This window comes from Janthinobacterium paucivorans, from assembly GCF_051380805.1.
Classification (GTDB): Bacteria; Pseudomonadota; Gammaproteobacteria; order Burkholderiales; family Burkholderiaceae_D; genus Janthinobacterium; species Janthinobacterium lividum_D.
The window spans coordinates 201,289-213,348 of sequence record NZ_JBNYXR010000008.1; the positions used below are offsets into that span (position 1 = coordinate 201,289).

The 12,060-nt window shown below is 59.7% G+C and carries 12 protein-coding genes; 10 read left to right on the plus strand and 2 right to left on the minus strand.

The window, feature by feature from the left end; translation table 11 throughout:
* Window positions 1-15: 15 nt before the first annotated feature.
* The 6 genes from cyoB to ACQ4V8_RS12310 are packed head-to-tail and all read left to right on the plus strand — an operon-like array spanning window position 16 to window position 5,731.
* Window positions 16-2,019: a cytochrome o ubiquinol oxidase subunit I gene (cyoB, locus tag ACQ4V8_RS12285; RefSeq protein WP_010398413.1), complete on the plus strand. Its 2,004-nt coding sequence runs from the start codon at window positions 16-18 to the stop codon at window positions 2,017-2,019.
* A complete protein-coding gene (gene cyoC, locus ACQ4V8_RS12290) occupies window positions 2,012-2,650 on the plus strand; it encodes a cytochrome o ubiquinol oxidase subunit III (RefSeq protein ID WP_070347414.1) in 639 nt (212 codons plus the stop codon). Before cyoB ends, cyoC begins: the two co-directional genes overlap by 8 nt.
* Entirely contained in the window at window positions 2,647-3,033 is a 387-nt protein-coding gene (gene cyoD, locus ACQ4V8_RS12295) for a cytochrome o ubiquinol oxidase subunit IV (protein WP_010398411.1), read from the plus strand. The genes cyoC and cyoD overlap by 4 nt, the downstream gene beginning before the upstream one ends.
* A complete protein-coding gene (locus ACQ4V8_RS12300; RefSeq protein ID WP_010398409.1) occupies window positions 3,030-3,872 on the plus strand; it encodes an SURF1 family protein in 843 nt (280 codons plus the stop codon). Before cyoD ends, ACQ4V8_RS12300 begins: the two co-directional genes overlap by 4 nt.
* A complete protein-coding gene (locus tag ACQ4V8_RS12305) occupies window positions 3,856-5,205 on the plus strand; it encodes an ATP-binding protein (RefSeq protein WP_010398407.1) in 1,350 nt (449 codons plus the stop codon). Before ACQ4V8_RS12300 ends, ACQ4V8_RS12305 begins: the two co-directional genes overlap by 17 nt.
* Window positions 5,195-5,731: a response regulator transcription factor gene (locus tag ACQ4V8_RS12310; RefSeq protein WP_070347413.1), complete on the plus strand. Its 537-nt coding sequence runs from the start codon at window positions 5,195-5,197 to the stop codon at window positions 5,729-5,731. Before ACQ4V8_RS12305 ends, ACQ4V8_RS12310 begins: the two co-directional genes overlap by 11 nt.
* Window positions 5,732-5,781: 50 nt before the next feature.
* Here ACQ4V8_RS12310 and ACQ4V8_RS12315 read toward each other — a convergent pair whose 3' ends face one another.
* A complete protein-coding gene (locus tag ACQ4V8_RS12315) occupies window positions 5,782-6,969 on the minus strand; it encodes an ABC transporter substrate-binding protein (RefSeq protein WP_010398405.1) in 1,188 nt (395 codons plus the stop codon).
* Between the two features lie 252 nt (window positions 6,970-7,221).
* Between ACQ4V8_RS12315 and ACQ4V8_RS12320 the strand changes: the two genes are divergently transcribed.
* On the plus strand, window positions 7,222-8,310 hold the full coding sequence (locus ACQ4V8_RS12320) for a porin (RefSeq protein WP_010398404.1): 1,089 nt from the start codon (window positions 7,222-7,224) through the stop codon (window positions 8,308-8,310).
* A 72-nt stretch (window positions 8,311-8,382) separates the two neighbouring features.
* Here ACQ4V8_RS12320 and ACQ4V8_RS12325 read toward each other — a convergent pair whose 3' ends face one another.
* Window positions 8,383-9,267, minus strand: coding sequence for an IclR family transcriptional regulator domain-containing protein (locus ACQ4V8_RS12325; RefSeq protein WP_436571550.1), 885 nt, complete (start codon window positions 9,265-9,267; stop codon window positions 8,383-8,385).
* A 208-nt stretch (window positions 9,268-9,475) separates the two neighbouring features.
* On the opposite strand from ACQ4V8_RS12325, the gene ACQ4V8_RS12330 reads away from it, so the two are divergent.
* From ACQ4V8_RS12330 to pcaF, 3 genes are read left to right on the plus strand one after another with little or no spacing between them, the layout of a single operon-like run.
* Entirely contained in the window at window positions 9,476-10,141 is a 666-nt protein-coding gene (locus ACQ4V8_RS12330) for a 3-oxoacid CoA-transferase subunit A (RefSeq protein WP_010398401.1), read from the plus strand.
* On the plus strand, window positions 10,141-10,797 hold the full coding sequence (locus tag ACQ4V8_RS12335; protein WP_029496421.1) for a CoA transferase subunit B: 657 nt from the start codon (window positions 10,141-10,143) through the stop codon (window positions 10,795-10,797). The genes ACQ4V8_RS12330 and ACQ4V8_RS12335 overlap by 1 nt, the downstream gene beginning before the upstream one ends.
* Window positions 10,794-11,996, plus strand: a complete 1,203-nt coding sequence (pcaF, locus tag ACQ4V8_RS12340; RefSeq protein WP_436571551.1) for a 3-oxoadipyl-CoA thiolase — start codon at window positions 10,794-10,796, stop codon at window positions 11,994-11,996. Before ACQ4V8_RS12335 ends, pcaF begins: the two co-directional genes overlap by 4 nt.
* Window positions 11,997-12,060 lie beyond the last annotated feature (64 nt).

The window sequence follows — 12,060 nt, forward strand, 5'->3', positions numbered from 1 at the left end:
TCTCTGAGAGTAACAATGCTAGACCATATTGATCTGACGAAGCTTATCTTCGGCCGTCTGACTTGGGATGCAATTCCATTTCACGAGCCTATCCTGCTGGCGACCTTTGCAATGGTTGGCCTGGGCGGTATCGCACTCGTTGCGGCACTGACGTATTTCCGCCTCTGGGCTCCCCTGTGGCGCGACTGGATCACCAGTATCGACCATAAAAAAATCGGTATCATGTATATGATCCTGGGCCTGGTCATGCTGCTGCGCGGCTTTGCCGATGCACTGATGATGCGCACCCAGCAGGCAATCGCCTTTGGCGACAATGCCGGCTTCCTGCCACCCGATCATTACGACCAGATCTTCACCGCCCACGGCGTGATCATGATTTTCTTCGTCGCGATGCCTTTTGTGACGGGTCTGATGAACTACGTCGTGCCGCTGCAAATCGGCGCGCGCGACGTGGCTTTCCCATTCCTCAACAACTTCAGCTTCTGGATGACTGCCATGGGCGCCGCCCTGGTCATGGCCTCGCTGTTCGTCGGCGAATTCGCCCGCACGGGCTGGCTTGCGTATCCACCGCTGTCGGGCATCGTCGGCAGTCCGGACGTGGGGGTAGACTATTACATCTGGTCCTTGCAAATTGCCGGGGTCGGCACGCTATTGTCCGGTGTCAACCTGATCGCCACCATCGTCAAGATGCGCGCGCCAGGCATGACCTGGATGAAAATGCCAGTCTTTACCTGGACCGCCTTGTGCACCAACATCCTGATCGTCGCCGCTTTCCCGGTACTGACGGCGGTTCTGGCCATGTTGTCGCTGGACCGCGCTGCCGGCTTTAACTTCTTCACGACGGAGTTGGGCGGCAACGCCATGATGTACGTCAACCTGATCTGGATCTGGGGTCACCCAGAGGTCTACATTCTGATTCTGCCGCTGTTCGGCGTGTTCTCGGAAGTCGTCGCCACGTTCAGCAGCAAGCGCCTGTTCGGCTACGCCTCGATGGTGTACGCCACCTGCGTCATCATGATTCTGTCGTACCTGGTATGGCTGCATCACTTCTTCACCATGGGTTCGGGCGCCAGCGTCAATTCCTTCTTCGGCATCACGACGATGATTATCTCGATCCCGACGGGCGCGAAGATCTTCAACTGGTTGTTTACCATGTACCGCGGCCGTATCCGCTTCGAACTGCCAATGTTGTGGACGATCGGCTTCATGGTCACCTTCACCATCGGCGGCATGACCGGCGTGCTGCTGGCCGTACCACCAGCGGACTTTGTGTTGCATAACAGCCTGTTCCTGATTGCCCACTTCCATAACGTGATTATCGGCGGCGTGGTCTTCGGTGTATTTGCTGCAATTAACTACTGGTTCCCGAAAGCCTTCGGTTACAAGCTCGACACCTTCTGGGGCAAATGCTCGTTCTGGTTCTGGTTGGTCGGCTTCTACCTGGCCTTCATGCCGCTGTATGTGTTGGGCCTGATGGGCGTGACCCGTCGTGTCAACCACTTTGAAGATCCGTCGCTGCAAATCTGGACCATCATCGCCTGGTTTGGCGCCGTCTCGATCGCACTGGGCATCGGCTCGATGCTGATCCAGTTCGTCGTCAGCTACCGCAATCGTCACGCCCTGCGCGACGTGACCGGTGATCCATGGGGTGGTCGTACGCTGGAATGGTCGACGTCGTCGCCACCGCCAGACTACAACTTCGCCTTCACGCCACAAGTGCACGAACTCGATGCATGGACTGACATGAAAAAACATGCGTACCAGCGTCCGACGTCCGGTTTCATGAAGATTCACATGCCGAAGAATACCTGGGCTGGTTTCGCGATCGCCGCACTGAGCGCAGCGGTTGGCTTTTGCCTGATCTGGCAGATGTGGCTCGTCGCCGGCATCAGCTTCATGATCATGCTGATCGCCATCATCGTCCATACCTTTAACTACAAGCGCGATTACTACATTCCTGTGGAAGAAGTGATTCGTACTGAAGACGCTTATACTAAATTGCTGAGCAGCCATGTCTGATACCATCGCCCATAACACCGGCGCCGCTGGCGCCGCACCAAGCACGCGCAGCTACTTTGTGCGCGAGCACCACCCGGAAAACGGCAGCTTGCTCGGTTTCTGGCTCTACCTGATGAGCGATTGCCTGATCTTCGCCTGTCTGTTCGCCACGTACGCCGTGGTGGGCCGCAACTACGCGGACGGCCCGACGGGCGCCGCGCTGTTCGACCTGCCGCTGGTGGCCGTCAACACAGCCATGCTGTTGCTGTCGTCGATCACCTACGGCTTCGCCATGCTGGCTATGCAGCGCAAGCAATTGCGCAGCACCCTGGTCTGGCTGGGCATCACGGGCCTGTTCGGCCTGGCCTTCCTGTCGCTGGAAATATATGAATTCATTCATCTGATCCACGAAGGTGCCGGTCCGCAGCGCAGCGCGTTCCTGTCGTCGTTCTTCGCGCTGGTCGGTACGCACGGCTTGCACGTGATGTTCGGCATAATCTGGCTCGTGACCTTGATGTTCCAGTTGAACAAGCATGGCCTGACCCCGGAAAACGGCCGTCGCATGATGTGCTTGTCGCTGTTCTGGCACTTCCTGGACGTCATCTGGATTGGCGTCTTCACCTTTGTCTATCTGATGGGAGTGCTGCCATGAGCGACCACCACACACACGGCGATAGCCAACACCATGACCAACACGATCATGGCAGCCTGAAAAGCTACACTATCGGCTTCATCCTGTCGGTGATCCTGACAGCCATTCCGTTCTGGCTGGTAATGACGAAAGTCATCACCGACTCGAGTACCATGGGCCTGGTCCTGCTGGCGTTCGCAGCGGTTCAAGTGGTGGTGCACATGGTGTACTTCCTGCACATGAACACCAAGTCCGAAGGCGGCTGGAACATGATGGCGCTGATCTTCACCATCATGATGGTGGTCATTGCCATGGCTGGTTCAGTGTGGGTCATGTACCACATGAACCACAACATGATGCCCGATCTGATGCCTGAGTACATGCATACGAAAACGGCTCCATGATGAGTCAACCGCGCCCAAGCAACACCGGGCGCGCCCCTGGCGCTGCATCGCAAGATGCCGCGCCAGGCCCACGCGGCATGGCTGTGCATTATTCAAGCATTGCACTGGCCATACTTGCGGGGATCATTTTTGCCGGTTTCTGTGCCTTGGGCACCTGGCAAGTCAAGCGTCTGTTCTGGAAGCTTGACCTGATCGAGCGCGTCGAACAACGCGTACATGCACCCGCAACGGACGCACCTGGACCTGCAGCCTGGGCCAGCATTACGCCACAAACCGATGAATACCGCCACGTGCGACTCTCCGGTACTTATCTCCCCATTTTCAACACCCTGGTGCAGGCCACGACCGCACTGGGCAGCGGCTATTGGCTGGTGACGCCCTTGCGCCTGGCCGATGGCAGCACTGTGCTGGTCAACCGCGGCTTCGTGGCGAAACGCGCAAGCATCGCCGCCAGCACGCCGGCCGGCATCGTTCACGTCGATGGCCTGTTGCGCATCAGCGAAACGGGTGGCGGTTTTCTGCGCGAAAACAGTCCTGCCACGCAGCACTGGTATTCGCGCGATGTGGCTGCCATCGGCGCTTCGCACATGCTGACCAACGTGGCGCCTTACTTTGTCGATGCGAAGGAAAAATCGGAAACTGCCAGTGACGCTCCCGTCGGCGGCCTGACCGTAATTTCCTTCCACAACAACCACCTCGTGTATGCCCTGACATGGTTTGCGCTGGCCTTGATGGTAGCGGGCATCAGTTGGTGGCTGGTGCGCGCCAGTAGGCGTCGCCGCGCGCGTGAGAAAAGCCTTGATAAAGAGCAAGAAAGTGATCATGTCGGGCCGGATTGAGATCCTGCCCAATCGCGAAGTACTGGAGCGCGGTGCGGTGGCCCCCGAGATGGAGCATCCGGCCGGCCACCAGAACATGAAACTGCTGATACAGCTGCGCTGGCTGGCCGTGATCGGCCAGGTCAGTACCATCGTTGGCGTGGGCCTCGGGCTGGGTATCGCCTTGCCTGTGCCTTACATGCTCGAATTGCTGTCCTGCCTGATCGCCTTCAATTTAGCCAGCCTGCTGCGCTGGCACGAACGCCAGCCCGTTTCCAATACGGCGCTGTTTCTCGCCTTGCTGGTCGACGTCACCATACTGACGGCCCAGCTCTACCTGAGCGGCGGTATCAGCAACCCGTTTACTTTCCTGTATTTGTTGCAAGTCTTCCTCAGCGCCATGCTGCTCGAAGCGTGGTCGACCTGGATCATGGTGGCCATTACCAGCCTGTGCCTGGCCGGCCTGGCCTTGCTGCCCGGCCCCTTGATCTTGCCGATCGATCCCGAGCGCGGTTTTTCCAGCTTGTACGTGCAAGGCTTGCTGATCTGTTTTATTTTGAATGCCGCCTTGCTGGTGGTGTTCATCACGCGCATCAACCGCAACCAGCGCGCCGGCGACGCCAAGGTGGCCGACTTGCGCCAGCGCGCGGCCGAAGAAGAACACATCATTCGCATGGGCTTGCTGGCCTCGGGCGCAGCGCACGAACTGGGTACGCCGCTGGCGACCCTGTCCGTCATCCTCGGCGACTGGCGCCGCATGCCGGAGCTGAGCAAGAACAGCGAATTGCTGGAAGAAATCACGGAAATGCAGGCACAATTGCGGCGCTGCAAAAGTATCGTCAGCGGCATCTTGCTCTCGGCGGGCGAGGCGCGCGGCGAATCGTCCGTGAAAACGACGATCAACACCTTCCTCAACGACTTGGTCGACGAGTGGCGCAGCAGCCGGCCGATCCAGCAGTTCGAGTACGATAACCGCATCGAGCACGATGTGCCCGTGGTCTTCGATTCGACCCTGAAACAAACCATCTGCAATGTGCTCGATAATGCGCTGGAAGCGTCGCCCGACTGGCTGCGCTTCGAAGCTACGCGCGAAGCCGATTCATTGCACCTGGTGATTACCGACGCCGGTCCCGGCTTCGAACCATCGATGCTGACGCATCTGGGCAAGCCTTATCAAAGTAGCAAGGGCAAGCCTGGCGGCGGACTTGGCCTGTTCCTGGTGGTCAATGTTGCGCGTACCCTCGGCGGTACGGTGACGGCGCGCAACCGGGTGCAGGGCGGGGCGCTGGTGCACCTGGCCTTGCCGCTGGCGGCCATCAAACTGGAAAAAGAAAGCGATCACCATGCAAGATGAGCGCCTGTTACTCATCATCGAAGACGATGCCGCATTTGCCCGCACCCTGGGCCGCTCGTTCGAGCGGCGCGGCTATGAGGTCATCCTGGCCACCAATTTCGATGAGGCGAGTGCCTTGCTGGAACAGCATTGCCCCGATTACGCCGTCGTCGATTTGAAGCTCAATGGCAATACTTCGGGCCTGGCTTGCGTGCAGATGCTGCATCAGCACGACCCGGAAATGCTGATCGTCGTGCTGACCGGCTACGCCAGCATCGGCACGGCCGTCGAAGCCATCAAACTGGGCGCCTGCCAGTACCTGGCAAAACCATCGAATACGGACGACATCGAGACGGCCTTCGGCCACGTCGCCGGCAATGCCGATATTGAACTGTCGAACCGCGTCAGCAACATCAAGACCCTGGAATGGGAACGCATCCATGAAATGCTGGCCGAGACGGATTTCAATATCTCGGAAACGGCGAGAAGGCTGGGCATGCACCGGCGCACGCTGGCGCGCAAGCTGGAAAAGCAGCGCGTGAAATAGGCGCTGCGACAGCGAAGCGTTGGCGAATGCTGATCCGAACTGCTTAGTGCTTACTTGCCGGGATCTTTGCCGGGATCTTTTTGGTTCGCAAATTGATCGAATTCCACGTTGTAGACATTGCCGTCGACTTGTTCAACCTTGCGCACATACACGGTTTGTACAATATCGCGCGTTGCAGGATCGATCATGATCGGCCCGCGCGGGCTGTTCAGTTTCATGCCCTTTAGCACGGCCATTGCCTGCGGACCATCGATCTTGCCGTTCAATTTGCGCACCACTTCATAGATAGCGGCCATGCCGTCGTAGGCGCCAACTGCCATGAAGTTCGGCCTGCCCGCGCCTGGATTGGTGCTGGCAAAATGCTTCAGGAATGCAGCGTTCTCCGGCGATTTGTGCGCCGCCGAATAATGGAAGGTAGTAATCACGCCCAGGGTTGCCGTACCCATCGCTGGCAACACATGGTCGTCCGTCAGGTCGCCGGTGGCGATAACCTTGATGCCGGCTTCGGCCAGACCACGTTCGCGGTAGCCCTTCATGAATGCGATACTCTGCTCGCCAGCAGGCACGAAAACGAAGACCGCGTCTGGCTTGGCATCCTTGATACGCAAGATGTAGGGCGAAAAATCCGGATTGCGCAGCGGTACGCGGATCGCCTCGGTCACCGTTCCTCCGCCCTTGACCAGTTCGCTCTTGAAGGCAGCTTCGGCATCGATGCCGGGACCGTAATCGGCCACCAGAGTCACCACTTTTTTGATATTGTTCTTGACCGCCCAGGTGGCCATCGGCGCCGAGATCTGCGGCAGAGTCATGGAAAAGCGCGCGATATAGTTGGACTTGCTGGTGATGGCCGAGGTGGCCGCGTTCATGATGATCATCGGTTTTTTGGCCTGCTCGGCAATCGGCGCAACCGCCAGCGCTTCCGGCGTCAAGCCAAAGCCTGCCAGGAAATCGACCTTGTCGCGCACGACCAATTCCTGCGCCAGGCGCTTGGCGATTTCCGGCGAGGGACCGGTGGTGTCCTTCAGGATGATCTCTATCTTCTTGCCCGCCACGCTGGCGCCATGCTGCGCCATATAAGTCTTGATACCGCCTTCCATCTGCTTGCCGTAATCGGCAAATGGACCAGAAAACGCGGCGATCACACCGATCTTGATGGTGTCCTGTGCTTGTGCCAGGCCGGCGTGGAGCAGGCTTGTTCCGACCAGCATCGCCAGTGCCGCTGCTTTTTTCATCGTCATTTCAGTCTCCTATCTATTGCATTTTTATGGTGGGCCAGCATACGGTCTGGCACGGTGCCGCATTGTCGCGCAAGGGCGACACTGTCGCAACGGCTAGCGTCAATACGTTCTTGACAATGCATCACGGGAACAATAGTATCGCAATTTCCGTTCGATAAACAACTGATTGTTCGATAATCGCACACAATAAGATAGATAAAAATTCTGCATCCAGCAGGAAACCCCGTTTTACAACCCGGAGGAGACAACAGTATGAACAACACGATCCGTAGCGCCGTGGCGCTGCTCGGCGGCCTGTGCGCCAGCACGGCCATGGCGCAAAGCAATGTGGCCATGTATGGCATCATCGACAGCGGCCTGGTCTACACGACCAACGCCAATGCACTCGGTGACGCCATCACCAAGATGCCGTCACTGAGCAGCTCCTTCCCCTCGCGTATCGGTTTCAAGGGCATCGAGGACCTGGGCGGCGGCCTGCAAGCCGTATTTGTGCTGGAAAATGGCTTTGGCGTCGATACTGGTGCGACCGGCCAGGGCGGACGCCTGTTCGGGCGCCAGGCGAACGTGGGCTTGAAGGGCAGCTTAGGCAGCATTACTGTGGGCCGCCAGCACAACATGAGCTATCTTGCGACGATGAAAGCCGACGTGCTGGGTCCGAACCTGTTCGCCATCGGCAGCATCGATCCTTACCTGCCGAACGCGCGCAGCGACAATGCACTGGGCTACCTGGGCGTCTTTTCTGGCGTGAGCGTAGGTGCCACCTATAGTTTCGGTCGTGACGGATCGGCCGCAGGTGGGCCTGCTGCTACCGCTTGTGCCGGGGAGGTACCAGGCAATGCCAAGGCTTGCCGTCAGGTGACAGCGATGCTGGCCTACGACAGCAAGGGCTTCGGCGTCAGCGCCTCATACGATGTCATGCATGGCAATGTGGGCGCCGCCGGTGGCATGAGCAGCAGCGACAACACGGATAAACGTTCGACCCTGAACGCTTACGTGATGGTGGGGCCAACGAAAATTGGCGCCGGCATTGTCGAGCGCAAGTTGCGCGCCAGCACCGGTGCGCTCGATAGCGATTTGTACTACCTTGGCTTCAACTATCGCTTCGATGCCTTCGTGCTCGATGCCCAAGTGGCTCACCGTGACACCAAGGCGAGTGCGTCGGATGTCACCATGCTGGCGGCGCGTCTGACTTACAATTTATCTAAGCGCACTGCCGTGTACGCTGCTGTAGGGCAGATGAAGAACAAGGGGACATCAGCCGTTGCCCTTGATGCGGGCGGCACGGTGGGTGCGGGCAAGACGCAGAACGGCATGATGGGCGGCCTGCGTCATACGTTCTAAGCGGGGCTGGCGGTTCAAAGAGGGGGCGCTCGTCGCCCCCCCCATCCTGGCATCCTGGCGACACCAATTCTGCTAGGGCAGCAGCACCGACAATTCCTTGGCGCCGCGCTGCAGCACGGGCAAAAATTCCTGTTCCATTTGCGTGGCGCTCACGCGCGATGCCTGCGCGCCGATGTTCAGTGCCGCGAGCACCTTGCCCGACGCGCCGCGCACGGGCACCGCGATGGAGCGCAGACCCAGTTCCAGTTCCTCATCATTGATCGCATAGCCGTTCCGGCGCACCCCTGCCAGCACCTCGCGCAGCTGCTTTTCCGAGACAATGGTGCGCTCGGTCATCGGGCGTAATTTGGCCTGTGCAAAGTAGGTATCGAGTTCGTCCGCTTCCAGCTGTGCCAGCATCACGCGTCCAAGCGAGGTGCAGTAAGCGGGCAGGCGGCTGCCCGCGTTCAGTGCTACCGACATCACACGCGAGGTAGCCGAGCGGGCCACGTACAGCACTTCGCTGTCGTCGAGTACCGCCAGCGAGCACGATTCATTGAGGGCGCGGCTGATGTTATTCAGGTAGGGCTGGGACGACACGGCCAGTGGCGTCGATGAAAGATAGGAATAGCCGAGCGTCAGCACTTTCGGGCGCAATGAAAAATTGTTCATTTCCGCCTCAGCATAGCCGAGTTGCTGGAACGTATACAGACAGCGGCGCACCGCCGCACGCGGGATGCCGGTTTTCTGGCTAATTTGTGCGATCGTCAAAGCGCGGCGCGAGTCGCTGAATGCCCGCAGCACGGCCAGGCCGCGCGCCAGGGAGGTCATGAAGTTGGGATCGGTCAGCGCATCGATCTGCTCGGCAATGGTGAGTTCGGCAGCGTCTTGCTCGGTGATGGACTCGGGCGGCGAATTGATGGGGCGCTTGGTGGCTGGTTTAGTGTCTGGTTTAGTGGCTGGTTTGGGCATGATCATGATCGGGTTGGTGCGGCGACGCTGGAGCGTGCCCGCAATGTACGGCTGATTCTAGTCGAGTCGCTGCGGTTTGTGTGCAGCGCATGTTTAGCTTGACCACGAGGGCCACGCATGGGTACACTTATTTGTGCGGTAATAATACATTAGTGCGATTATCGAACGAAACGAATAGATTGGCAAGTTAGACCTTTACTCAAGAGACCATATCGTGATCGATAAAATATATGAATCATTGGAACGGGCGGTGGCCGACGTTCCCGACGGTGCCACCGTGATGATCGGTGGCTTCGGCAACGCCGGCATGCCTGCTGCACTGATCGATGCCCTGATCGCGCAAGGAGCACGCGAGCTCACCATCGTCAACAATAACGCCGGCAATGGAGAAACCGGCTTGGCCGCATTGCTCAAGGCCAAACGGGTGCGCAAGATTATCTGTTCCTTCCCGCGCCAGAGCGACTCGCAAGTGTTCGATGCGCTCTACCGCGCAGGCGAGATCGAACTCGAACTCACGCCGCAAGGTAATCTGGCCGAACGCATCCGCGCCGCTGGCGCCGGCATAGGCGGCTTCTTTACCCCCACTGGCTATGGCACCTTGTTGGCTGATGGCAAGGAAACGCGCTTGATCAATGGCCGCCAGTACGTGCTGGAATCACCTATCCATGCCGACTTCGCTTTGATCAAGGCACATCGCGGCGACCGCTGGGGCAACCTGGTGTATCGCAAGGCGGCGCGTAACTTCGGTCCTATCATGGCCGCAGCAGCAAGCTGCACCATCGCCCAGGTACATGATGTCGTGGCGCTGGGCGAACTCGATCCCGAGGTGATCGTCACGCCCGGCATTTATGTGCAACGTGTTGTCAGGGAGCAAGCATGATCAAGCGCTATACACGCGATGACATCGCGGCCCGCGTGGCCCAGGATATTCCCGATGGCGCATATGTCAACCTCGGTATCGGCTTGCCGACCCGGGTCGCCAATTACCTGCCGCTTGATCGCGAAGTGTTCCTGCACAGCGAAAATGGCTTGCTGGGCATGGGCCCCGCACCGGCGCCCGGCGAGGAAGACGAAGACCTGATCAACGCCGGCAAGCAGCCGGTGACGCTGCTGACGGGCGGCGCCTATTTTCACCATGCCGATGCATTTGCCATGATGCGTGGCGGCCACCTTGATATCTGCGTACTCGGTGCCTTCCAGGTGTCGTCCGGCGGCGACCTGGCCAACTGGCATACGGGTGCGCCCGATGCGATTCCCGCAGTCGGTGGCGCCATGGACCTGGCGCTGGGCGCGCGCAAGGTATTCGTGATGATGGATCACCAGACCAAGGCGGGCGAAAGCAAGATCGTCGCGCAATGCAGTTACCCGCTCACTGCGGTTGCCTGCGTCGACCGCATCTATACCGACCTGGCCGTGCTGGCCGTCACGCCGGCCGGCCTGCTGGTCTGCGAAATGGCGGAGGGCCTGGACTTCGACGAACTGCAGGCCCGCACGGGCGCTGCGCTGATTCAATCGCTGCCTGGAGAGACGCCATGAAAGAAGCTTTTATCTGTGATGCGATCCGTACCCCGATCGGTCGTTATGGCGGCGCGCTGAAAGATATGCGCGCCGATGACCTGGGTGCGCTGCCATTGCGTGAATTGATGCGCCGTAATCCCGGCGTCGACTGGCATGCCATCGATGACGTGATTTATGGCTGCGCCAACCAGGCCGGCGAAGACAACCGCAATGTGGCGCGCATGTCGGCGCTGCTGGCGGGCTTGCCGCAGGAAGTGCCCGGCTCCACCGTGAACCGCCTGTGCGGTTCCGGCATGGATGCCGTGGGCAGCGCCGCGCGTGCCATCGCTGCTGGCGACTGCGCGCTGATGCTGGCCGGTGGCGTCGAGTCGATGACGCGCGCACCATTCGTGATGGGCAAGGCGGAAACGGCTTTTTCCCGCAACGCTGCCATCTATGACACCACCATCGGCTGGCGTTTCCCGAACCCCTTGATGCGCCAGCTGTATGGTACCGATGCGATGCCGGAAACGGCAGAAAATGTTGCTGAAGACGACGCCATCAGTCGCGCCGACCAGGATCTGTTTGCCTTCCATAGCCAGCGCAAGGCGGCGCAGGCGCAGAAGGATGGCATCCTGGCACAGGAAATCGTCGGCGTGCACATCGCGCAGAAGAAGGGCGAGCCGCAGCTGTTCGAACACGACGAGCACCTGCGCCAGTCCAGCCTGGAGGCGCTGGCCACATTGCGCGGCGTGGTGCGCCCCGATGGCAGCGTGACGGCGGCCAATTCCTCGGGCGTCAATGACGGTGCCTGCGCCTTGCTGCTGGCCAGCGCGCAAGCGGCCACGCGGCACGGCCTGATGCCAAAGGCGCGCATCGTCGGCATGGCCACCGCTGGTGTGGCGCCGCGCGTCATGGGCATCGGTCCGGCGCCTGCCACGCAAAAGGTATTGGCACAGCTGGGCATGACGCTGGACCAAATGGACGTCATCGAATTGAATGAGGCATTCGCCGCGCAGGCGCTGGCCGTGCTGCGCATGCTAGGCTTGCGCGATGACGACCCGCGCGTCAATCCGAACGGGGGCGCGATCGCCCTTGGCCACCCGCTTGGCATGAGCGGCGCACGCCTGGTAACGACGGCGATGTACCAACTGCAACGTAGCGGTGGGCGCTATGCACTGTGTACCATGTGCATCGGCGTCGGCCAGGGTATCGCCATCGTCATCGAACGCGTATGACCTGGCGGCGTGGCCTGCACGGCGCCGGCATGCGGTGGCGAGCAAGACCATACAAAACAACAAG